At 46.3% G+C, this 22,092-nt stretch carries 19 protein-coding genes; 8 read left to right on the forward strand and 11 right to left on the reverse strand.

The window, feature by feature from the left end; translation table 11 throughout:
* Positions 1-54 precede the first annotated feature (54 nt).
* Positions 55-678, forward strand: a complete 624-nt coding sequence (locus ACFQRK_RS21835; RefSeq protein WP_379010361.1) for a C40 family peptidase — start codon at positions 55-57, stop codon at positions 676-678.
* Positions 679-717: 39 nt separating this feature from the next.
* Here ACFQRK_RS21835 and ACFQRK_RS21840 read toward each other — a convergent pair whose 3' ends face one another.
* Positions 718-1,746: a sensor histidine kinase gene (locus tag ACFQRK_RS21840; RefSeq protein ID WP_379010362.1), complete on the reverse strand. Its 1,029-nt coding sequence runs from the start codon at positions 1,744-1,746 to the stop codon at positions 718-720.
* A 534-nt stretch (positions 1,747-2,280) separates the two neighbouring features.
* Here ACFQRK_RS21840 and ACFQRK_RS21845 point away from each other — a divergent pair.
* The 3 genes from ACFQRK_RS21845 (at position 2,281) to ACFQRK_RS21855 (ending at position 4,971) form a co-directional block, all read left to right on the forward strand.
* On the forward strand, positions 2,281-3,540 hold the full coding sequence (locus ACFQRK_RS21845; protein WP_379010388.1) for a cytochrome ubiquinol oxidase subunit I: 1,260 nt from the start codon (positions 2,281-2,283) through the stop codon (positions 3,538-3,540).
* Between the two features lies 1 nt (position 3,541).
* A complete protein-coding gene (locus tag ACFQRK_RS21850) occupies positions 3,542-4,552 on the forward strand; it encodes a cytochrome d ubiquinol oxidase subunit II (RefSeq protein ID WP_379010363.1) in 1,011 nt (336 codons plus the stop codon).
* 92 nt (positions 4,553-4,644) lie between these two features.
* Positions 4,645-4,971 (forward strand): HesB/IscA family protein, encoded by a 327-nt coding sequence (locus tag ACFQRK_RS21855; RefSeq protein ID WP_379010365.1) that lies wholly within the window; start codon positions 4,645-4,647, stop codon positions 4,969-4,971.
* Between the two features lie 4 nt (positions 4,972-4,975).
* On the opposite strand, the gene bshB1 is transcribed toward ACFQRK_RS21855, so the two are convergent.
* Positions 4,976-5,716 carry a bacillithiol biosynthesis deacetylase BshB1 gene (gene bshB1 / locus ACFQRK_RS21860; RefSeq protein ID WP_379010367.1) on the reverse strand — a complete coding sequence of 247 codons (741 nt, stop codon included), beginning with the start codon at positions 5,714-5,716 and terminating at the stop codon, positions 4,976-4,978.
* Positions 5,717-5,769: 53 nt separating this feature from the next.
* Complete coding sequence (locus ACFQRK_RS21865) at positions 5,770-6,393, reverse strand: DUF4294 domain-containing protein (protein WP_379010368.1); 624 nt, start codon at positions 6,391-6,393, stop codon at positions 5,770-5,772.
* A 146-nt stretch (positions 6,394-6,539) separates the two neighbouring features.
* Between ACFQRK_RS21865 and ACFQRK_RS21870 the strand changes: the two genes are divergently transcribed.
* From ACFQRK_RS21870 to ACFQRK_RS21885, 4 genes are all read left to right on the forward strand, one after another.
* Entirely contained in the window at positions 6,540-8,747 is a 2,208-nt protein-coding gene (locus tag ACFQRK_RS21870; protein ID WP_379010369.1) for a RelA/SpoT family protein, read from the forward strand.
* A gap of 64 nt (positions 8,748-8,811) precedes the next feature.
* A complete protein-coding gene (locus ACFQRK_RS21875) occupies positions 8,812-9,318 on the forward strand; it encodes a Fur family transcriptional regulator (RefSeq protein ID WP_379010389.1) in 507 nt (168 codons plus the stop codon).
* A 165-nt stretch (positions 9,319-9,483) separates the two neighbouring features.
* Positions 9,484-10,761: an adenylosuccinate synthase gene (locus tag ACFQRK_RS21880; protein WP_379010370.1), complete on the forward strand. Its 1,278-nt coding sequence runs from the start codon at positions 9,484-9,486 to the stop codon at positions 10,759-10,761.
* Positions 10,762-10,777: 16 nt separating this feature from the next.
* Entirely contained in the window at positions 10,778-12,064 is a 1,287-nt protein-coding gene (locus tag ACFQRK_RS21885; RefSeq protein WP_379010371.1) for an anthranilate synthase component I family protein, read from the forward strand.
* Here ACFQRK_RS21885 and ACFQRK_RS21890 read toward each other — a convergent pair.
* The 8 genes from ACFQRK_RS21890 to ACFQRK_RS21925 form a co-directional block, all read right to left on the reverse strand.
* Positions 12,061-13,347 (reverse strand): M16 family metallopeptidase, encoded by a 1,287-nt coding sequence (locus ACFQRK_RS21890; RefSeq protein WP_379010372.1) that lies wholly within the window; start codon positions 13,345-13,347, stop codon positions 12,061-12,063. The two genes, ACFQRK_RS21885 and ACFQRK_RS21890, sit on opposite strands and share 4 nt — an antisense overlap.
* Positions 13,340-14,584 (reverse strand): M16 family metallopeptidase, encoded by a 1,245-nt coding sequence (locus tag ACFQRK_RS21895; protein ID WP_379010373.1) that lies wholly within the window; start codon positions 14,582-14,584, stop codon positions 13,340-13,342. The genes ACFQRK_RS21890 and ACFQRK_RS21895 overlap by 8 nt, the downstream gene beginning before the upstream one ends.
* 27 nt (positions 14,585-14,611) lie before the next feature.
* Complete coding sequence (hemF, locus tag ACFQRK_RS21900) at positions 14,612-15,511, reverse strand: oxygen-dependent coproporphyrinogen oxidase (RefSeq protein WP_379010374.1); 900 nt, start codon at positions 15,509-15,511, stop codon at positions 14,612-14,614.
* A 19-nt stretch (positions 15,512-15,530) separates the two neighbouring features.
* Positions 15,531-17,213 (reverse strand): gamma-glutamyltransferase, encoded by a 1,683-nt coding sequence (gene ggt / locus ACFQRK_RS21905; protein WP_379010376.1) that lies wholly within the window; start codon positions 17,211-17,213, stop codon positions 15,531-15,533.
* The gene (locus ACFQRK_RS21910; protein WP_379010378.1) at positions 17,213-18,223 is read right to left on the reverse strand and encodes an NAD(P)H-dependent glycerol-3-phosphate dehydrogenase; all 1,011 of its coding nucleotides are present in this window, start codon (positions 18,221-18,223) and stop codon (positions 17,213-17,215) included. Before ACFQRK_RS21910 ends, ggt begins: the two co-directional genes overlap by 1 nt.
* A gap of 226 nt (positions 18,224-18,449) precedes the next feature.
* Positions 18,450-20,084: a hypothetical protein gene (locus tag ACFQRK_RS21915; protein ID WP_379010379.1), complete on the reverse strand. Its 1,635-nt coding sequence runs from the start codon at positions 20,082-20,084 to the stop codon at positions 18,450-18,452.
* A gap of 338 nt (positions 20,085-20,422) precedes the next feature.
* Positions 20,423-20,788, reverse strand: a complete 366-nt coding sequence (locus ACFQRK_RS21920; RefSeq protein WP_379010381.1) for a nuclear transport factor 2 family protein — start codon at positions 20,786-20,788, stop codon at positions 20,423-20,425.
* Positions 20,789-20,983: 195 nt separating this feature from the next.
* The gene (locus tag ACFQRK_RS21925; RefSeq protein ID WP_379010382.1) at positions 20,984-21,763 is read right to left on the reverse strand and encodes an acyl-CoA desaturase; all 780 of its coding nucleotides are present in this window, start codon (positions 21,761-21,763) and stop codon (positions 20,984-20,986) included.
* Positions 21,764-22,092: the final 329 nt, after the last annotated feature.

The following is a 22,092-nucleotide window of genomic DNA, read 5'->3' on the forward strand; positions in this document are numbered from 1 at the left end:
AAGATTTTTGGGCATTAATACATAAATTCGCTGCCAGTTAATGTCACCGAGTCAATGAAACATCGCTATGTGCCGTTATTGGGGTGCCTCTCGTTATCCGTCCTTTTGTTAAGTAGCTGCCTCACGCGTAAAAATGCCCTTCCCGCGGATAGATCCGTCGCCTCTGCGCCTTATAAAAAGAATGCAAAGGATAAAAAGAGAGCGAAAGGCGCGATCCTTACCGATGCAACGACATCACCCAGGGATATAAATGCAGGAAGTAGATTGTTAGAAGGTTATGCAGAAGTACTGGGCGTAGCACCCAACCAACTGCAGACGGCCGCTTTGTATCGTTATATTGACGAATGGATGGGCACTCCCCATCGTTCGGGAGGAATAGACCGCCGGGGACTGGATTGCTCTGCGTTTGTTGGTATGGTGATGCGCGACGTGTATGGAAAGTCGATACCACGCGTATCGAAGGACATAGCCGGCCAAATCAAACGCAAGTACGAACGGCAGTTAAAAGAAGGTGACCTTGTGTTTTTCTCTTTCGGACGCAGGGAAATAGACCATGTTGGTATATATTTGCACAACAACAAGTTTGTACATGTATCCACCAGCAAGGGAGTCATTATCAGCGACTTGCACGACTCTTGGTATTACAAATATTTCACAAGAGCTGGCAGTGTGGAATGAGAAGAGTTTTGCCGATATAGCAGCGAGACGATAAATTAATCAGTCTGTCAGGGGCAACCGGATGTAAAATCGAGTTCCTTTGCCGTGCTCGCTTTCGAATGATATCGAACCATTCTGTGCCTGCGCATATTCATTGCATAGGAACAATCCCAATCCGATGCCTCGTTCGTTGTTCGTCCCATAAGTGGAACGTGTTTTTAACGAAAATAAGGCTGCCTGCTGCGCGATCGGTATTCCTATTCCGTTGTCTTCTACCGTGATTTCGCAGTGAGATCCGGACCGCGACGCGGAAACACGGATCCGGCCACCGGTTGGTGTAAATTTAATTGCATTGTTGATAAGGTTTCTCACGATAAGCTGCAGCATGTCCCGGTCAACCAAAGCTTTCAACATCCCGTCTATATCCGTTTCCAATACAATTCCCTTTTGATAAGCATAGATTTTCTGAATATCCACAACAGGGATCAAAACTTCATGGATATTGTGAGGCATAAGGGTTACACGGGCGCCCCCCAACTGATTCTGTGACCATACCAGCATATTGGAAAGCATCTCCTGGGTACCATGAAGCGCGTTTGCAAGTCCGCGTTCAACTAGCTTCCGCTCATCCGAATTAAACCGCTCGTTGGCGACCAACCGAACGTAGCTATGCAGTGAAGACAATGGCGCCTGTAAATCATGAGAGATGATAGAAAAAAGTTTCAACTTCTCCTCGTTTAGTTGCGTCAGTTCTATCGTCTTTTGATCTGCAGATTTCTTCTCCTCGTTGTAGGCCTCCTTTAAATAAAATACGCTGAAGAAACTCACCACGATGCCGGTTCCATAGGTAAATGCAATATCAACAAAGCGCGCTTTTCTATCTGGATACGAAACATAGATTACACCAGGATAGTAATACTCCATCCATAACAATCCGGCTACTACCAATAAGCTCAATACGACCCATAGCGGATAGAGCTTTTTCGGAGACACAATAATAATCAGCAAGAAGGCCAGCATAAGCGAAAGAAGTGTCGCGCCTTGAATGCCGCCACTAAAAAAATAATTGGCCGCGAATAGCGTGATCACTAAAAAAGATGAAACGGCAATACTCGTTGATATTTGCTTTTTAAATCGAGCTAAATAATATAAATAACTAATCATTGCCGTGAGGCAAGTAAAAATCAAAGCCGTCATCCGTAGACCCGAGAAATAATTAAACGGAATATTAAACACCATTATAAAAAGGGCAATCAACATCATTGAATTGAAAAGTCTGTTCTCCAACGTCAAATCAGTCTGACTTCCGATAAGGAAGTGTAAGGTTTGCTTAGCGTATAATTTGATTCGTTGAATCAGCCCAAAGGTCATGGCGGCAAATGTACACAAAGAAATTGAGTAAAATTTTTATTTACTCAGTTAATTAACATAAACAAATGTATAGTTTAGAATAAATACAAATTGCATTCCGCTTGCGCTATGCCCCAACAAACCTGTTTGTTATGCCTAAAAACTGATAACTTTAGACCGGAATAGGCTTTGAACATCATGGACGATTTTATTGCTGCACGGTCACAGATGGCCATGTCACTCGGATTTCACATCGTATTTGCCTGTATTGGTATGGTAATGCCTTTTTTTATGGCCATCGCGCATTTCATATACCTGCGAACGGGTAATGCGATTTACAAAGGCTTGACGAAGGCGTGGAGCAAAGGCGTTGCCATTCTCTTTGCTACCGGTGCGGTATCCGGCACCATGCTCTCATTTGAACTGGGGCTGCTTTGGCCTACCTTCATGAAACATGCCGGGCCTATCTTCGGTATGCCATTTTCGCTGGAAGGCACCGCCTTTTTTATCGAAGCCATTGCACTGGGCTTTTTCCTGTACGGATGGGACCGGCTGAGACCCTGGTTTCATTGGATCACAGGTGTAATCGTGGGACTCAGCGGATTGGCGTCCGGTATACTGGTGGTCGCGGCAAACGCTTGGATGAATAGTCCGGCCGGCTTCGACTTCATTGATGGCCAATACCTGAATATAGATCCCCTCAAGGCGATGTTTAACGACGCCTGGTTTTCTCAGGCGTTGCATATGACACTGGCGGCCTTTGCCGCCACTGGATTCGCCGTATCGGGTATCCATGCACTGATGATCCTTAAACGCAAAAATGTGGTGTTCCATACAGCCGCTTTCCGAATTTCGGCGCTATTTGCCTGCATTGCCGCCGTCCTTCAGCCCATCAGCGGAGACATCTCCGCCAAAGACGTAGCTTCCCGGCAGCCAGCAAAATTAGCAGCCATGGAGGCGCATTTCGAGACCGAAAGTAACGCGCCTTTACTCATCGGCGGCATACCGGACGAAGACACAAAAACGGTTAAATATGCAATTAAACTGCCTGGCTTGCTGAGCTTCCTGGCCCATGGTGATGCAGCAGCTCCCGTCACCGGACTGAAAGACATTCCGAAGGAAAACTGGCCGCCCGTAGCCATCGTTCATTATGCATTTCAGGTAATGGTGGCAATTGGCGTGGCATTGGTACTGCTTGCAATACTCTATTTGGTTGCGCTTATCAGACGTAAATCGTGGTTGGAAAGCAACTGGTTGCTGCGCTTATTCGTAATAGCGACGCCACTTGGATACATTGCCGTTGAAGCCGGCTGGATCGTCACCGAAGTAGGCCGCCAACCGTGGATCATCCATGGCGTTATGCGTACGGCCGACGCGGTAACGCCAATGCCAGGCATTGTATATTCGTTCTATTTATTTACAGCCGTCTTTATTTCCCTGTCCGCTATTGTCGCTTTCTTACTCTATCGGCAAATAAAAATGGTGGGCAAACTATATGACGTAACCGACCCTTCGTACGAAAAGATTAAGTGATATGCTACTCATTGTCATCGTTTTTCTCTGGGCTTCTATTTGTCTGTATTTACTTTTGGGGGGCGCGGACTTTGGTGCCGGCATCGTCGAATTGGTCGTGCCCCGACGATATAAACCACAAATACGCGCGGTTATGGCCCGAGCAATCGGCCCCGTTTGGGAGGCGAATCACATGTGGCTTATTATTGCCATCGTAATTCTCTTTGTCGGTTTTCCCGAAATATATACCACGATGTCCATATTTATGCACATTCCGTTGGTTGCTATGTTGTTGGGTATCATTGCCCGCGGCACGGCTTTCGTGTTCAGAAACTATGATGCGGTAGACGACCACTGGCAGCTGCTGTATGCTCGCATCTTTATGTGGTCGAGCATGGTAACCCCCTTTTTTTTAGGCGTCCTCGCTGCTGCTACCGTCTCCCGCACCATTGATCCGCAAGCCGGCGACTTTTTTTCAGCTTACATCGGGAGCTGGTTTACTTGGTTCGGGGTTGCAATCGGGCTGTTCACGACCGCCATCTGCGGATACCTAGCAGCAACGTATGCCATTGGTACCGTAGAACGGGGAATCGACCAAGCATTAGCCATTCGCATTGCCAAACGATTCATCTACCTGGTTGTCGTCGCTGGCGCCCTGGTTTTCCTAGCCGCTTTCTATTCCGACATACCACTGATCGAATGGATATTCGGTGGCATAATCGGCCAAGCGGCAATTGGTTTAGCGACGATATCCCTGGCGCTCACTTTTATGGCTTTTAAAAGAAAAAAAGCGATTGCTTCGCGAATACTGGCTGGCTTTCAGGTGGTCATGATTCTGTTAGCTGCAACGTATCAGCATTATCCGGAATTGGTACTCTTTAAAAACGGCGGCGGACTTTCGCTATTAAGCCATGCGGGCGACGAGAAAACGATCACCGCCCTGGCGTGGGCACTGCTTGCCGGCAGCATATTCATACTTCCTTTTTTGTTTTATTTGATGCGCGTGTTTGGAAGACGGTCGACACAAACCTAGCTAAAATGACACACAACAAACGGAGCAAGCTTTGCAATGTACATTGAATTTTCCGATCTTTGTGGTTGTCAAACGGTTGAAAAAAGACACAAATGGTAACGATCACAGAGAAAGCAAAGGAACGTATCCTCGACATTATGCGCGAGGAGGGCTATGATAACACTTATTTTGTGCGCGTAGGCGTCGAAAGTGGTGGCTGCTCCGGGTTGAGTTATAAACTCAATTTTGACAACGAGGAGAAAAAGGGAGATCAACTGGTTGAAGACAAAGGGATTAAAATCTGTCTGGATATTAAATCATACCTTTATCTGGCGGGAACGGAGCTCGACTACTCAGACGGTCTTAACGGCAAAGGTTTTGAATTTCATAATCCAAACGCATCCCGTACCTGTGCTTGCGGAGAAAGCTTCGCGGTTTAATCCGCTATTTCAACGCAAACACATCGTCCACTCCAAGCAATCGCCGACAGGTAAAGCCTTCTGCGTGCTTCACACCGATGTATTTTCCGTATTCCCGCGATCTGCCTTCGATATATTCCAGGAAATCCGGTTTTGAAATATAGGTTTCGGGTTCGCCTTCCTGATAGGATTCGTTGAAGAACTGAGACTTATAGGCATTAATCGCTTCAATCTTACGTTCCCAATAGTCGCTGACGTCGACAACAATATCGGGTTTGATATATTCATCCTGAATTAACTGAAGCACCAGCCGTGGGCGATGCGGAGCTTGATCCATTCCGTCATCAGCGGTTTTAATTTTGCGTAGACCGGACAAAAACACGGCATCATTCACCAATTCTCCTGCCCTTCCGTGGTCGGGATGACGATCGCGAAGTGCATTCGTAATGACGATTTCGGGCTGGTACTTACGTAAGGCATAAATGACCTTGAGCTGATGAGGCTCATCATTTTGAAAAAAACCGTCTCGCATGCCCAGGTTTTCCCGAACAGTCAATCCCAGTATCGTTGCAGCATTATCTGCTTCGGTCTGTCGTATTTCCGGGGTACCGCGAGTACCCAGTTCTCCCCGGGTAAGATCAACCAGTCCAACTTTACGGCCCATCGCTATCTGTTTGGCGATAGTGCCTCCACACCCCAATTCTGCATCATCGGGATGTACGGTTATCACCAAAATATCGAGTTTCTTATCTTCTCTTTCTTTCATATATATGCTCAACTAATCGTAGGCACAAAGATAAAAAAAACACCCAGAAGGCTTCAAAAATACCGATAGGAAGGACGCTCTAGGCTGCGGATGATATTTTCTATTTCAAAATCTTCTTCCGCATTGTAGGTATCCTTGAGGTTGTGGCCAAATACCCGAGCCACGGATTGGTAAAAAAAGGCTGTTATGCCGCCGCGTAAATCCTTCACCACTTCATAGCTGGAATTCCCGGTTTGGCGGTCAATCAATTTGATCAATATTTCGCCTTGGGAAATCGTAAGATTTTTGACTTCTTTATTGAACATGTCCTTGATCTCCTTTTCACAGGCCTTTACCAACCGCTTTTGCTCCCGCTTATTTTCGGTAATCGCCAAATCCCGATACAGTTGCTCATACCTGCGTTGCGCATATTTGGCATAGGGTAGTACCTTGATCACATTATAGCGCAGCCGGAGATAGCGAGCCTTGTCTTCAGGGCTTCTGAAAATGCGCTTACGCGTAACTTGCACCTCCGGGATCAGCATCCACGGAACCCGCTCGCCGTCCACCAACGCAGTAGACACTCTCCGTTGCGGCGGCTGTAGAAGCGTCGGCTGCTGCAGCGACGTATCCTGTGCTGTTGCAGTTCCGGAAAGAAATACGATCGTAAAAAAAATCAGCACTGTCGCGTAGCTCATCGATGCTATTTCAATAATTATCCGTATATTTATATGATTAAACGAAAGGACAACAAACGCGTCCAATCATCAATAACGGATATACAAACTTAGACAAACTTGGATTGATTTGCAAGTTTGTCATTTTTTCGGCATAAGCGTTACGAATGAAAGAATTAGTGATTGATTTAGAAGCAGAAAGCAAAGAAATACGTCGGCGATACCGTGCGTTGTTACGCGCCTGTAAACCCACGTTGCAACGTGGGGATAAGCAAATGATACGCAAGGCTTTCGATCTGGCTCTCGATAGCCATAAAGATATGCGTCGAAAGTCGGGAGAGCCTTATATTTATCATCCGATAGCAGTTGCCCAGATTGCTGCGGAAGAAATCGGGTTGGGGACGACATCCATCGTGTGCGCATTGCTACATGACGTAGTGGAGGATACCTCCATCACTCTCGATGATATTGAACGGGAGTTCGGCAAGAAAGTAGCCCGCATTATCGATGGCCTGACCAAAATATCCGGCATATTTGACCCGAACAGCTCCATGCAGGCGGAAAATTTCCGGAAAATGTTACTCACGCTGGCAGACGATGTGCGGGTGATCCTCATTAAATTGGCTGACCGGCTTCATAATATGCGGACGATGGATTTCATGCCGCGGGATAAACAATTGAAAATTGCCTCCGAGACGTCGTACCTGTATGCGCCCCTGGCCCACCGCCTCGGCTTATACGCTATCAAATCCGAATTGGAAGATCTTTCCATGAAATATACCGATCCGGATACATACAAGTTTATCGCAAAAAAACTAAATGAAAAGAAGGCGGAACGCGAACGCTTTATTCACAACTTTGTTGAGCCGATTAAAGAAATCCTACACGAACAGGACATCAAGGCCCAGGTGTTCGGCCGACCAAAATCTATTCATTCCATTTGGAGCAAAATGCGCAAAAAGTCGATCCCTTTTGAAGAAGTATACGATCTTTTTGCCATCCGGATTATCATTGACACTACGCAGGAAAATGAAAAAGCAGATTGCTGGAAGGCCTACTCCATCGTAACAGACCTATACCGGCCGAATCCGGATCGGTTAAGGGATTGGATTTCTTCGCCAAAAGCCAATGGATATGAGTCATTGCATACCACGGTGATGGGCCCTAAAGGCCAGTGGGTAGAGGTCCAAATCCGTACCGTTCGAATGAACGAAATCGCTGAAAAAGGATTTGCTGCCCACTGGAAATACAAGGAATCCAACTCCGATAGCGGATTGGATCAATGGATACAGAAAGTACGTGAAATCCTAACTAATCCTGAGCCGAATGCAATGGATTTCTTGGACGATTTCAAGATGAATCTCTTTTCAGATGAGATTTTTATTTTCACGCCTAAAGGCGCGCTGATCCAATTACCTCACAACGCAACTGCGCTTGACTTCGCTTTTGAAATACACTCTGATCTGGGTGCCAGTTGTATCGGTGCGAAAGTCAACCATAAGCTAGTTCCCTTGAGCCACAAACTTCAAAACGGTGACCAGGTGGAAATCATTACCTCAAGCAAACAGACCCCCAAGGAAGACTGGCTCAATTTCGTGGTAACCGCCAAAGCCAAATCCAAAATAAAATCGGCACTAAAGGAAGAAAAAAGGCGTGTGGCTGAGGATGGAAAGGAGATTCTCGAACGAAAACTGAAATCGCTTAAAATTACATACAACACAGAAAACATCAATAAACTGACGATGTTCTTCAAATATCCCTCATCGCAAGACTTATTCTACAATGTTGCGAAAGGAGAAATAGACATCAAAAATCTCAAAGAATTCGCTCTGAGTGAAAAAAGCGTCGAACAACCTAATGGCCAACAGTTTGCGTCGCATATTGGCGGATTGGTGGATAAAATCAATAAAAAAGATTATGAAACCCTGCTGATCGGCGACGACTTACAAAAAATCGACTACACGCTGTCCCCCTGTTGTAATCCCATCCCCGGTGACGATGTTTTCGGGTTTATTACCATCAACGACGGCATTAAAATCCACCGGACGAATTGCCCCAACGCGGCTAAGCTGATGGCGAATTATGGGTATCGCATCGTCAAAGCCAAATGGACTTCACAAAAAGAATTGGCGTTTCTAACGGGCCTGCATATCGTAGGCATCGATGATGTAGGTCTGGTAAATAAAATTACCAAGGTGATTTCAGACGATTTTAAGATAAACATCCGTTCTATCACAATATCCAGCAACGATGGCATTTTTGAAGGTTCCATCATGATTTTTGTGAATGATACCGGTCATCTGGAAAGTCTGATCCGACATTTGAAGCAGATCAAGGGCATTACAGGAATTACCCGTTTTGACTCGATTGATTGACCATCGGAGTTGACTTGTATAACCCAATAACTTTATGTAAATTTGTACGTTAAACTTTCGGATGATGACTCAAACGGAAAACTACCAAACAGTAAAAAAGATTTTCGAGGCTTATCTGGAAAATAAAAGCCTCCGCAAGACTCCGGAACGCTACGCCATTCTGGAGGAAATTTATTCCCGGAATGACCATTTCGATGTGGAATCGCTGTATATCCATATGAAAAACAAAAAATACCGGGTAAGCCGCGCAACGGTATACAATACGCTGGAACTGTTGGTATCATGTGATTTGGTTACGAAACACCAATTCGGAAAAAACATGGCCCAGTTTGAGAAATCCTATGGATACAAACAACACGACCACATCATTTGCATCGAATGCGGCAAAGTTGTTGAGTTCTGCGATCCCCGCATCCATCAAATACAAAGTATGATGGGCGAACTCCTCAAATTTGATATTAAACACCATTCACTTAATCTTTATGGTGTATGCAGCGATTGTTCTGCAAAGAAGGATGGCTTACGGGAAGTGCCTACCCGGAAGCAAGTAGAACTCGCTGAAGTCCATTAAGTGACCTTACTATTACTAAACACGTTGCTATCCATGGCCATGTGGGCATCCGGTAGCATAAATATCTACTTTTTGAATAATCCTCACAGAATATCAAAATAATGTTAGATTTGCCACGAATTGGTATTCCATTAATGATTTCTTTTTTCAATGCTAAATTAAACTATGCAAGTTGATGTGCTTTTGGGCCTACAATGGGGTGACGAAGGGAAAGGCAAAATTGTAGATGTCCTCTGTCCCAAATATGATTTAATTGCCCGTTTTCAAGGAGGGCCGAACGCTGGACATACGCTGGAATTCGATAACCAGAAATATGTATTGAATACCATTCCGTCAGGAATATTCAATAAAGATACGCTCAATTTGATCGGTAATGGAGTCGTCATTGACCCCATAATCCTAAAACGAGAGCTGGATACCTTAAAGAAAAACGGCTTCGATCCGGTCGCTGCAGGGACACTGGTTATTGCCCGTAAGGCTCACCTCATCCTGCCGACTCATCAGCTGCTAGATGCTGCATCTGAAAGTAAAATGGGCGCTGGCAAAATCGGATCCACCCTTAAAGGCATCGGCCCCACATACATGGACAAAACCGGGAGAAATGGGTTACGCGTAGGCGATACCACATTACCGGATTTTATGACGCGATACGAACGGTTAGTCGAAAAACATAAGTCCATTCTTTCTCATTACGGCGAAATACCCGATTTCAGCGAACGCGAACAAGCTTTCATGGAAGCGGTAGAATTCCTGAAAACCATCCCACACGTGGACAGTGAGCATCTTGTAAACCGGTATCTTCGTGAAGGCAAGCGCGTGCTCGCAGAAGGAGCACAGGGAACGCTGCTGGATATTGATTTCGGCTCTTATCCCTTTGTCACCTCATCCAACACAACCACAGCCGGTGCGTGCACAGGATTGGGTATCGCTCCTTCCAAGATTGGCCAGGTAATCGGAATTTTCAAAGCCTATTGCACACGGGTAGGTGGCGGACCGTTTCCTACCGAACTGGAAGATGAAACCGGTGAAAAACTCCGTCAGCTGGGCCATGAATTCGGCGCTACCACCGGACGCCCCCGTCGTACCGGTTGGATCGATTTACCCGCCCTCAAATATGCCATCATGCTCAATGGAGTTACGGAGCTGGTAATGACCAAAGCCGACGTATTAAGCGGATTCGATACCATATACGCCTGTACACATTACATACAGGATGGCGAAAAAATCGATTACATGCCATACGATATCATAAGCGTCGAACCGGAGCCTGTGTATGAGCGTTTGGAAGGATGGAATGCCGACCTATGTGGAATTACCCGGAAAGAGCAAATTCCTGATACACTAAACGCATACATCCGATATTTGGAAAACCATCTGGGCGTACCGATCAAATACCTTTCCGTAGGGCCCGATCGTACTCAGACCCTGCTGTTGAGTGAATAATTAGCATTTCGCAATCATGGTGTCACTGGCATGCCATCTGAAAGACAGTGAAAGTTTCACGCAGAAAGCATTGCAGTGGGCGGCACAATTTGACAGTGTCTGCTATCTGAATTCTAATGGCTACCGTGATAATTATGGCAATATCGACGTATTCATTGCCGTAGGTGCCGCCGAATCCTTTACGTCGGATGGCGTGGATACGTTTGCCAAACTGCAACAATTCATCGACAGCCATCCGGATACATGGATTCCCGGATTTTTGGGATACGACCTTAAGAACGAGGTTGAACACCTGCAATCCCGGCATCCCAATCGAACTGAATTCCCCGACGCCTATTTTTTTGTACCCGAATATACGCTTCTTATTGGCCAATACAATGCCGAAATCAAGGGCTCGGACCCCAAAACCATCGTAGCGCAGATCGAAGCGACCGAAATACGTGAAGACCCCCTCGGATTTAAAGGGCAATTGAAAAGCCGGATGAATCGGTCGGCCTATTTTTCCGCATTTGCGGAAATGCAACGTCATATCCGGAAAGGGGACATTTACGAGGTAAACTTATGCCAGGAATTTTTTTCGGAGCAGGCATCGCTTAATCCATTGGAGGCCTACCGGAGACTCAATGAAATATCCCCCACCCCTTTTTCTTGCTTTTTTAAATTCGGTCAGAAATATATCCTGTCTGCTTCGCCTGAACGATTCCTTTCCAAAAGCGGCCGTACGTTGCTTTCTCAGCCCATAAAAGGTACTGCGCCAAGGGGCAAAACTGCCGACGAAGACAATCTACTGAAAAATGCGTTGGTTACCAGCCCAAAGGAGATTAGCGAAAATATCATGATTGTCGATTTGGTAAGGAATGACCTGACCCGTAGCGCGGAACCGGGTAGTGTAAAGGCGTCCGATCTTTTGCAAATACATAGTTTCAAACAGGTCCATCAGTTAATCTCTACCATCACTTGCCAAATCCGCGAGGGAATCAAAACTACGACCACCATTGCCAATACGTTTCCCCCCGGATCCATGACCGGTGCCCCCAAAATCAGCGCAATGAAATTGATCGATTCGTACGAAAATAGTCGCAGGGGTGTCTATTCTGGAGCTTTGGGGTACTTTGGTCCACAAGGAAACTACGATTTCAGCGTTGTTATCCGTACCTTGGTCTATAATGCGGAAAACTGTTACTTATCCTTTCATACCGGAGGAGCGATTACCGACAATGCCGATCCGGAGAAAGAATATAATGAATGCCTATTAAAGGGAAAGGCGTTGTTTGAAGTTCTTAAATCGACCGCGAATGGTTAAGGAGCTATCTTCCCCACAACCACTTTCACCATCCCGTCATAATCCAAATATTTGTTTGCCAAATGCAATAACTCGTCGGGCGTAATGGTGTTGACAACCGAGGTGAAATAGTCATAATAATCTAACCCCAACCCGGAAAAATATACATTCTTAAATTTGTCGGCGTGGGAGAAGACGTTTTCCAGACTGCCTAATAAATTCCCCATGGTATAGTTTCTAACCACAGAAAGCTCTTTCTCGCTGATCGGTTCCATCCGGAGTTTGTTAACTTCCCTTTCAATTTCACCAAGCGTTGGAGCCGTTACCGTCACTCCTACTTCCGAAGCTAACGTGAAAAACGCGCCGTGTTTCAACGACACCAGGCCAGAGCTGATGCTGTAGGTATACCCTTTATCTTCCCGGATATTGGCCATTAGTCGCGAACCAAAATATCCTCCCAACACCGTGTTTAACACTTGAAGCCCAGGAAAGTCAGGATGAGAACGCTGAATACTCAAGCTTCCCATCCGGATAGCCGACTGCATCGCATCATCACGCACATCCAACGTCAACGCACCATCCGGAGCTAGCACTTTAGGCATTTGCGTGGCAGACACCGTTCCGTCCCGATCGCCCCAGTCATTCCCAAACAGGCGCTCGAGATGATTCATGACTTCTGGCGTAATTTTGCCCGAAACTACCAACGTGCAATTTATCGGTGTATATTGCTGCCTGAATAGTCCTAATAAGCACTCCCTTGTCAACCCGTCATAGTCCGACACTTCCGGCACGTACCCGTAACGGACAGATCCAAACAAAGATTTATTAAACAGCCTCCGCGCCACAAAGCTATTTTTCTGAAGTGAAACTTGGAGTTTTTGCTTGTTATTGCGGACGTAGGTGGTTAGCTCTTTTTCAGGAAAAACAGCGTTGGTTAACAAATCTTTTACCACTGGCAGCAGGTTTTCTAGATGCCTGTTCAACGAAAACAAGGTCAGAGAAGACTGGTCATACCCCAATTCAGGAATCAGAAAAGCCCCATGAAAATCGATTAATTCGGCTATCTGAGCACTACTAAGGGTAGGCGTCCCTTCAGGGAGCAATTCACAGATACCCGTATTCAAAAGCGTCTGATCCTCCCGCGTGAAAAGATGGCCGATGATCCATTCAATCCTGACCATATCTTGCTCGCCGGAATCGAAGACAAATACTTTTAACCCATTCGGAAATGTAATTTGCTGCGGTTCAATCAGATTTATCCCGGATACGGAATGGAAAGGAGGCTGATTCGTTCTATCAAGCATAGTTGTCGGCTATGTAAATAAGGGTTGATGAATTTTCTTTTCTAAATAGCTGCTTGGCTTGCAGCTGGATGTCCATAGCGGAAACGTTGAAATAGCGTTCCACTTCGTGGTTCAACTTGTCGGCATCGCCCAATAACTCAAAATAAGCCAGATTCATGGCCTTTTCTAAAATCGCCATTTCCGCGAAAACCATAGTAGATTCGATCCGGTTCTTTACTTTATTCAACTCATAGTCTGTGACTTCTTCGGTTTTTAGCCGTTTTAATTCGTCCCAGATCGCCTCTTCGGCAGCTTCAATTGTTATGCCGGGCAGTGGCTTGCCCTCGACGACAAACAAATTCCCGTCGATACTTCCTGTATGATAGGCATTTATTTCGCTGAACAGCTCCCGGTCTTTTACCAGTGCACGAAAAAGTCGGGAAGAGGTACCGCGGGATAACAGGTCGGAAATAAGATCCATGGGGTAATAACCGCTTTCCGAACGGGCAGGCCCATGAAAAGCGATATATAAACTATTCAGAGGAACATCCGCATATACAACCTCCCTACGTGCCTCCTCTTGTTCAGGCTCAATTGGAAGCTGCCGCAAATACGTGCTCCGCGAAGCAATCGGGCCGAACCATTTTTCGGCCATTTGCCTTACAACCTCGCCTTTTACGTCCCCGGCTACCACTAGGATTGCATTCTCAGGCGTGTAATGTTTGGCAAAAAATGCCTTCACATCCTCCATCTGCGCCTGTTCGATATGAGCTAGCTCTTTACCGATGGTCGCCCAGCGATATGGATGCACCCGATAGGCCAATGGGCGAAGTCGAAGCCAAACGTCCCCGTACGGCTGATTGAGATAGCGTTGTTTAAACTCCTCGCAAACCACGTTTCGTTGCACATCCAAGCTTTTTTCATTGAAAGCTAAATTCAACATGCGATCACTTTCCAGCCAAAAGGCAGTTTCCAAGTTAGCGGCGGGTAACGTAATGTAGTAATTGGTAATATCGTTGCTGGTAAATGCATTATTTTGGGCTCCCACTGCCTGGGATGGTCCGTCGTAGTTGGGAATATGTTCCGACCCCCCGAACATCAAGTGTTCAAATAGATGGGCAAATCCCGTTTGATCCGGATCTTCATCACGCGCCCCAACGTCATATAACAGGTTGACAACCGCCATGGGCGTTGCCGGATCTTCATGAACCAACACCCGTAATCCATTGCTTAGGATAAACCGATTGAATTTCACCATTCGTAGATCTTCTAAGTAGTTGTTCGATTATTGAGCTAACCAATCCACGCCTTGCTTAAGCCACGACAAGGTCATGGCTTCCTCGCTATCAGGCTCGGGGTTGAAATCATAGGCCCAGCCCGCATGGGGCGGTAGACTCATTAAAATTGATTCAATACGCCCATTGGTTTCCAGGCCGAATTTAGTTCCCGCATCATACACCAGGTTAAACTCCACGTACCTTCCTCTTCGGAGGTACTGCCATTGCTTATGAGCCTCAGTGAATTGACGGTCGCGGTTTCTATTCACCAATTCGGCATACATGGGGACAAATCCATTGCCTAGGTCACATGAAAAATCAAAAATCTGTTCCCAGGACAGCGAAGTTTTTGCAGGTGTTAGCCGATCGTAGAAGATCCCTCCTATTCCGCGGGTTTCCTCCCGATGTTTGATGTAAAAATAGCGGTCGGCAAAGGCTTTGAATTCTGGATAAAACGATGTGTCGTAACGATCACAGATATCCTTGAGTTGTCGATGAAAATATGTCGCTTCATCCTTTCGGATGTAATGTGGCGTCAGGTCTATCCCTCCACCAAACCATCGGACCTCATCGTTAAGTTCGAAATACCGGATATTCATGTGGATAATGGGCACGAAGGGATTACCGGGGTGGAGCACAATGGAAACGCCGGTAGCAAAAAAGTCCTGTTCGTCCACTTGAAACGCCCGTCTAACCGCATCGGGCAATACGCCGTGCACTGCGGAAAAATTCACGCCTCCTTTCTCAATTACAGCGCCGTTTTGAATAATCCGCGTACGCCCACCGCCGCCGCCAGCGCGTGTCCAAAGTTCTTCCGCAAAAGACGCTTTTCCATCCAAGTGTTCCAACGCCTGGCATATTCCATCCTGTATCTGCTTATAGCGTTCGGCAATATACTCTTTATCCATTCTTTATTCCGTTAGCACATTAATACCCCATTGCCGTATCGTCGCCACGGGGATCTGCTCCCCCGCTTAGCCCGCCATTTGGCGATACCAGAATCGCATCCACCCTTCCAATACTATTTCTCTCCACCAGTTTATATCCGGTAGTGGACAATGCATGCCGGATTGGCTGAGTCACGGCGCTTTTTTCCAATGCGACTTCATCGGGCAGCCATTGATGGTGAAACCGCGGGGCGGCTACGGCTTCCTGTATGTCCATTCCAAAGTCGACCACATTGAGAATGGTTTGGAAGACCGATGTAATAATCGTCGACCCGCCCGGCGTCCCTACTACCATAAACAAACTGCCATCTTTTTCGAGAATGGTCGGCGTCATTGAGCTCAGCATCCGTTTGCCGGGTTCAATCGCATTCGCGGCGCCGCCGATCAATCCATACATATTGGGGGCTCCCGGTTTAACGGAAAAGTCGTCCATCTCGTTATTTAATAAAAATCCCGCACCCGCGACTACGACGTGAGATCCGTAGGATCCATTAAGCGTAGTTGTAATCGATACTGCATTCCCTTCTTTATCCACAATGGAAAAATGCGTGGTTTCTTCGCGTTCACCGTTTGGCAGGCCGCCGGCAAAGATGTCGCTGCTGAATGAAGCATGCTTGAAATTGATGTTTCGCATGCGTTCAGCATTATAAGAAGAGTCAATCAGCATAGGTTGAGGCACTTCATAAAAGTCAGGGTCCCCCAAATGGGTAGCCCGGTCGGCATATACACGCCGTTCGGCCTCAATCATCACACGCAGGGTAGAGTCTTGCTGAAAACCCCACCGGGATAACGGATATGCCTCTACAGATTTAAGTAAAGAAATCAGCGCGATTCCGCCGCTTGACGGGGGCGGCATGGATACCACCCGGTAACCCCGGTAGGTCGATGACACGGGCTCCCGCCACCGTGCCTCATATTTTTTGAGGTCAGCATGGCTGATAATACCGTTTCCGGCCCTCATTTCCTTTACAATCTTATCTGCAGTTTCACCTTCATAAAATCCAGCCCTCCCCTGTCGACTGACGAGCGTTAACGTATGCGCAAGTTCCGATTGAATCAAGGTATCGCCCGCTACCCAGTCCGTATCCCTCAAAAACGCGGTTCCTGTTGGATTGTATTTTTTGAAGCTTTCTTTTTGGCCATTTAACTCATCTGCCTGCATTGCGGTAATCGGAAATCCATCTTTGGCCAGGTCAATGGCCGGTTGCAACAACCGGGGCCAATCCAGTTTGCCATATTTCTCGTGAGCCTTTACCATCCCGTCGACAGAGCCCGGTACACCCGAAGCCAGCTGTCCCCTCAGGCTCAGTTCGGTTACAGGATTGCCCTCGGCGTCGAGATACATATCCGTTGTCGCCGCAGCCGGCGCGACTTCGCGAAAATCCAGTGCAGCAAAATCTCCATCAGCCCCACGATAAACCATGAAACCACCGCCACCTATGTTGCCGGCATTGGGATAAACTACGGCCAACGCAAATTGGACGGCCACAGCCGCATCAATGGCATTTCCTCCACTTTGAAGTATCTGTAATCCAACCGCAGATGCCTCGGGATGAGCGGACACCACAACCCCATTGCGATACGACGGTACCGCCGTTTGTCTAAACGAGTTGCAAGAAACACCTAAAAGGATCAGGAAAACTAATAAACAACGCATTTTCATTAGGTTAATTTTTCTGCTAAACTCTTCATTTCAATGGTTGGCGATAGTTGCCGATACAATATATTATACACAGCATTGCAGATTGGCAAATCAATCCCGTGCGTCATACAGATCTGCTGGATACAACGCGATGCATAGTAACCTTCGGCCACCATATTCATTTCCAACTGCGCAGACCTTACGGAATATCCTTTGCCGATCATGTTCCCAAAGGTACGGTTTCGACTGAATTGGGAATAGACGGTAACCAGCAAATCGCCCAAATAAGCTGATTCCTTGATATCGCGGCTGATGGGATGGACCGCGTTCACAAAATGGGCCATTTCCCTGATTGCATTGGATACCAATACTGCTTGAAAATTATCGCCAAATCCCACACCATGGCAAATACCGGCCGCCACGGCGTAAATGTTCTTTAGTACCGCACCATATTCCGTTCCGTAAATATCGTCAGAAACATTGGTTTTGATATACCGTGTATTGATCAAAGAAGCCACTTGAGTTGCCAACTGCGTATTCTGAGAGGCGACGGTCAGGTAAGAAAGCTTTTCAAGGGAGACCTCCTCTGCATGGCAGGGGCCTCCAATTACCGCTATTTGCGTGATCGGCACCTGAAATTCCTGTTGAAGGTAATCGCCGACGATCAGGTTTTCATCGGGTACTATACCCTTGATAGCCGACACGATAATTTTGCCACGCAGCATGTCGGAAGTGATCCCTTTCAGCGCATCTTTCAAAAACGCTGCGGGCGTATTGAGAATGATCAAATTAGCCTGTGCAATCACGGCGCGGACATCAGTAAGGATATGACGTTTAGATAGGCCGACGGTAACCGCACTTAGGTAATTAGGATTGTGCCTGAAGCTACGGATATAATCGGCCGTATCCTTATTGCGTACCCACCAATATACGGCCTTTTCGGCGTCGTTATCGCCCAGCATTTTTACCATTGCAGTTGCCCAACTGCCACTTCCGATAACACCTATCGTCGGCTTGGTTAAGTCTGTCATATCTGGCAAAAATACCCTTTTTTACCGTTTTCGCCCCATAAGATCTTGCATTTATTCTGAAAACTCTGTTCGCCGTTACATTACTGTAATCGCACAAATCTCCCAGCTTCCTCCCAACACTGCTGTTTTCGTGGCAATTATTCCTATCACTTGCTAACAACTCACACGCTCTCCTACAATTTGTCAATACGCCATTTTGTATTTGGAAATGACACAAGTGCATTGCTTAGTGTTCCAATATCCTTACATCTTTGAACATGAATAGATTGTCACTTATTCTTAATGGTTTGCCGGATGTTGTGGTTGTATTTCTAAGAATTACCTCTTTCGTTTTTATGTATGGAAATTTCTCCTGATAAGACGCGTCTTTCATCTGCGGATTGAAATCGGCAAAAAGAGCAGGCCCTTTATAGTCATCGGAATCATTGGCGTCGTCAATCTTTAAATTTTCAATGGTAATACGCTCCGGCATATAACAAACGTATCCAAAATCGTGCTGACCGCTATAGTTTCCATTAATAAGCGACGTATTGAACGACTTTCCAGCAATAGGTTTGAAGACACAGTTGCGGATGATAAGTTCCCCTTGCCATGTGCTGCCATAATCTGGCCGCAGGTTAATGATGTTTCTGCTGAAGATCGTACTATTCTCTAATATAAAAATTCCGGTACCTATGGCATTGATTCCCATGTGGCCAAGCGTGGAGTTACGGATGGTAGCATTTGCCACTCCTTGGTGTGCATCGAACCGAGATAAGGCACATCCATCATACAAAAGATTCTTTCCAAAATTGGAGCCCATGATTCCCCAATACCTGGTATCATTGATGTCGTTTGTTTGCGTGCAGTTAATAAATGAAACGTTGAGCGCACGATTAACCGCGATGTCGTAGGTTCCCATAGATACAGGCTTTCCTGCAGACCCAATGGTGGTATACGTTTTTCGTCCGGTAAGAACGGTGTTTTTCACCGTCACGTAGGAACAGTCTTTGATCTCAATGAAACCGCTATAGGGCGCTCCTTGGTCGCCTTCTCCTGTTACATAGTGCATAAGCCCGTCGACCGTCACATTGGACCGCCGTATGGCAATGTTGCGGCTGTAATACGTATATTTTGATTCGGCTTTATTGGCGATCGTCGTAAAAACCCCACCGGTAATTTTCAGCGGTGCTTCGTCAATGGGTAAAGCTGTGATGCTGGTAACCTCGTCAAAATCCCAGATAATTGGTGCATTCATATCCACAACACCGTTTTTGTCTACTACAAAAATGTCGGTTTGCGGTGATCCATTATTCTGATTCGGACCAAAACGGATATACTGTTTTACGTTCGCATTGACCACAGCAATAAGACAGGGACTGGGAAACGTTAGGCCAAGTTTTGCCTGGTTCTTCCGAAGCGAAGAAACTCCCTCCGGCTTAAAAGGAAGCTTTTCCGAGCTTACCATAAAAACCGCCGCACCGATACGCTCAACGTTGGTATCGTCAATGATAAAGGCGGCTTTTCCAAAATAGGTATCGGTTTTGATGATGGCAGTACGCGGCTTTCCTCCGATATAATACGTAGCGTTATCATCTGCTTTTACCGGTAGCTTTTGGGCATTGGCAAATGCGTGGGTGGCCGCAATTGCATCTATGTCATCCGTTTTTCCGTCTCCTTTTGCACCAAAGTCGCTGTACTGTACCCAGCCCGTTTCCTTAAATTTACGCATTTCCTTTGGCGGTACATTGATTTGCAAGCGCCCATCTTCGTTGACACCGACCTGCGTTCTCCCTTTATGGAAAGTGATGACTGCGTCGTTTTGCGCTTGACCGATGAGTGCAAGACCGAGCCAGCAAAGTATCAATAGTACATGTTTCATGGTTCTCCCCGTTTGAAGTAAATTCAAAGCTAACAAAATATTTTTGTTACACTGATCGGCGAATAAAGGTCTTCAACAAAAAAAGCCCGGCTATTGCCAGGCTTCATTTGTGCGGAGAGTGAGGGATTCGAATCATTGTCATAAATCCTCATTTAATGCGTTTTACAAGCTTCGATTTTGTGCGGTCTCGCTATGGTCCCGTTGCACGGAAAATCTACACTTTCGCTATTTCTACATTTTTTAATATATTCGCTGTTTTAATATATTCGCTGTCGGTCGTACAGCTGTGTTGTTCCGAATCCTAAACTGACTCAATGATCCACTTCAGCTAATGATTTTCAGTTTGATCGGAAAGAAAGTTGTTCCGATTTCAGGTGCGGCAATTTTTCCTGATAGCTCCGCTGGGAAATTATCTTGTTACACCTAAACTGGATGACTTCGCAGGCATAAAATCCGGCGGTATCCCTCCATTCAAGAATCAGATTGTCGCCGTCCTCAAAAACGTTTTTCGGGATGCATGTCCTTTGCCCGGACGAAAATAGCCAGCGATATATTTTCTTCACACTGTTCCTTCCGATACCGATTAAAGGATACTTCGCCACAAGGCAAAGAGCAGCTGTGTCAGCGTAAAGTTCCATGATTGCCTCTATGTTTTTCGAGTTGAAAGCGTCAACCCATTCCGTTAAAATTTCCCTGTTGGCCATTATAATTTTTATTCTTTCCTGATATCCGGCGACATACGCGGCAATCTCAGCGGTTTATTTGCAATAAAGTGTACCTTAAAAAACAACAAAGCGAGTTTGAAAAATTATCTTTTCTATCGGCTGAAGCCACTCGGTTGCGGTCGCAAGGGGGTCCCGCATTTCATTCGAGGACTGGATGACGATACCCATCCTTTATTATTCAACGTGATTTGATGGTTTTTCTTGACGAACTTCGAGGGCCGACATGCTTGCTTTCGGGAAGTTGATAATCCGCAGCCACCTCAGTAACAGGACAATGGGGTATACAGGATCGATTTCGTGCCAGCGCCTACCGAAGTTAACTGAAGAAGGGTGTTTATGATGGTTGTTGTGATAAGACTCGCCGAGCATCAGTACGTCAACCACCAGCAGGTTTCGTGAAGTGTTTTTAAGCCGGAAATTGATGTAACCGTATTTATGCGCAAACCAATTGATCACAGCCCCATGAAAGGCACCCATGGTAACGACGATGGGAAGCAGCAGGAACCACCATAAGCTGCTGGCAAACACCAGAAAAAAGGTTATATAGGCGGCTACCCACAGCACTCTCGAAAGCGGCGTATTGCCCCACCGGTCAAGCCGCTCCCAATTAGGCAGGTTTTTTGTAAACCGCTCTTCCACCAGCATACGCCGCCTGTCAATGTCGAGGTAAGTATTCCGGGTGCGCCACATCATGGCAAAGATATTCGATGAAAAGTTAGGTGAGTGGGGATCGCGGTCGGTATCGGTATACGCGTGATGCATGCGGTGCATAATGGCGTAGGCCCGTGGGCTCATGTAGGAGGAGCCCTGTGTGATGTATGAAAAAACGAAGAAAAAACGTTCCCAGAACCGGTTCATCGTAAATGAGCCGTGCGCTGCATACCGATGCTGGAAAAAAGTCTGCGAAAATAATGAGAGATACCATATCCCTACGAAAAAAAATAAAATGACCATGATGAGGGCTTTAAAATGTAAACGCTGGATGCAGAGATCGAATAGTAAAGCCACTTTGGTTGCGGTAAGAGGAAAGCGGTAACCCGGAGACGCGTATCTGTATCGTATTAATTACCATAAAGGTAGGTTATTTGTTTGGAAAAAACGTCGCAATACCCGTATTTATTTTTGTTACCCTCCTAATCACGCTACGATGCTATCATAGGGCTTTTCAAAGGTATGTTGCAGCGCCAGGTACGAAATGAGATAGGCTAAGGTGCTTTCCGCTCCCTGGTTGCGGTTTATGCCGTCGTGTTGCAACCCATCGCAGCAACCGTGGGTATCGAAAT

It is taken from the genome of Parapedobacter sp. GCM10030251, from assembly GCF_042666505.1.
In the GTDB taxonomy this organism is placed as follows: Bacteria; Bacteroidota; Bacteroidia; order Sphingobacteriales; family Sphingobacteriaceae; genus Parapedobacter.

What these genes read in the sequence shown, in the direction of transcription:
- ACFQRK_RS21845 (WP_379010388.1), top strand. Translation starts at nt 2,281, where the DNA reads ATGGTAATGCCTTTTTTTATGGCCATCGCGCATTTCATATACCTGCGA.
- ACFQRK_RS21870 (WP_379010369.1), top strand. Translation starts at nt 6,540, where the DNA reads ATGAAAGAATTAGTGATTGATTTAGAAGCAGAAAGCAAAGAAATACGT.
- ACFQRK_RS21880 (WP_379010370.1), top strand. Translation starts at nt 9,484, where the DNA reads ATGCAAGTTGATGTGCTTTTGGGCCTACAATGGGGTGACGAAGGGAAA.
- ACFQRK_RS21875 (WP_379010389.1), top strand. Translation starts at nt 8,812, where the DNA reads ATGACTCAAACGGAAAACTACCAAACAGTAAAAAAGATTTTCGAGGCT.
- ggt (WP_379010376.1), bottom strand. Translation starts at nt 17,213, where the DNA reads ATGAAAATGCGTTGTTTATTAGTTTTCCTGATCCTTTTAGGTGTTTCT.
- ACFQRK_RS21910 (WP_379010378.1), bottom strand. Translation starts at nt 18,223, where the DNA reads ATGACAGACTTAACCAAGCCGACGATAGGTGTTATCGGAAGTGGCAGT.
- bshB1 (WP_379010367.1), bottom strand. Translation starts at nt 5,716, where the DNA reads ATGAAAGAAAGAGAAGATAAGAAACTCGATATTTTGGTGATAACCGTA.
- ACFQRK_RS21925 (WP_379010382.1), bottom strand. Translation starts at nt 21,763, where the DNA reads ATGGTCATTTTATTTTTTTTCGTAGGGATATGGTATCTCTCATTATTT.
- ACFQRK_RS21885 (WP_379010371.1), top strand. Translation starts at nt 10,778, where the DNA reads ATGGTGTCACTGGCATGCCATCTGAAAGACAGTGAAAGTTTCACGCAG.
- ACFQRK_RS21915 (WP_379010379.1), bottom strand. Translation starts at nt 20,084, where the DNA reads ATGAAACATGTACTATTGATACTTTGCTGGCTCGGTCTTGCACTCATC.
- ACFQRK_RS21890 (WP_379010372.1), bottom strand. Translation starts at nt 13,347, where the DNA reads ATGCTTGATAGAACGAATCAGCCTCCTTTCCATTCCGTATCCGGGATA.
- ACFQRK_RS21855 (WP_379010365.1), top strand. Translation starts at nt 4,645, where the DNA reads ATGGTAACGATCACAGAGAAAGCAAAGGAACGTATCCTCGACATTATG.
- ACFQRK_RS21850 (WP_379010363.1), top strand. Translation starts at nt 3,542, where the DNA reads ATGCTACTCATTGTCATCGTTTTTCTCTGGGCTTCTATTTGTCTGTAT.
- ACFQRK_RS21895 (WP_379010373.1), bottom strand. Translation starts at nt 14,584, where the DNA reads ATGGTGAAATTCAATCGGTTTATCCTAAGCAATGGATTACGGGTGTTG.
- ACFQRK_RS21865 (WP_379010368.1), bottom strand. Translation starts at nt 6,393, where the DNA reads ATGAGCTACGCGACAGTGCTGATTTTTTTTACGATCGTATTTCTTTCC.
- hemF (WP_379010374.1), bottom strand. Translation starts at nt 15,511, where the DNA reads ATGGATAAAGAGTATATTGCCGAACGCTATAAGCAGATACAGGATGGA.
- ACFQRK_RS21835 (WP_379010361.1), top strand. Translation starts at nt 55, where the DNA reads ATGAAACATCGCTATGTGCCGTTATTGGGGTGCCTCTCGTTATCCGTC.
- ACFQRK_RS21920 (WP_379010381.1), bottom strand. Translation starts at nt 20,788, where the DNA reads ATGGCCAACAGGGAAATTTTAACGGAATGGGTTGACGCTTTCAACTCG.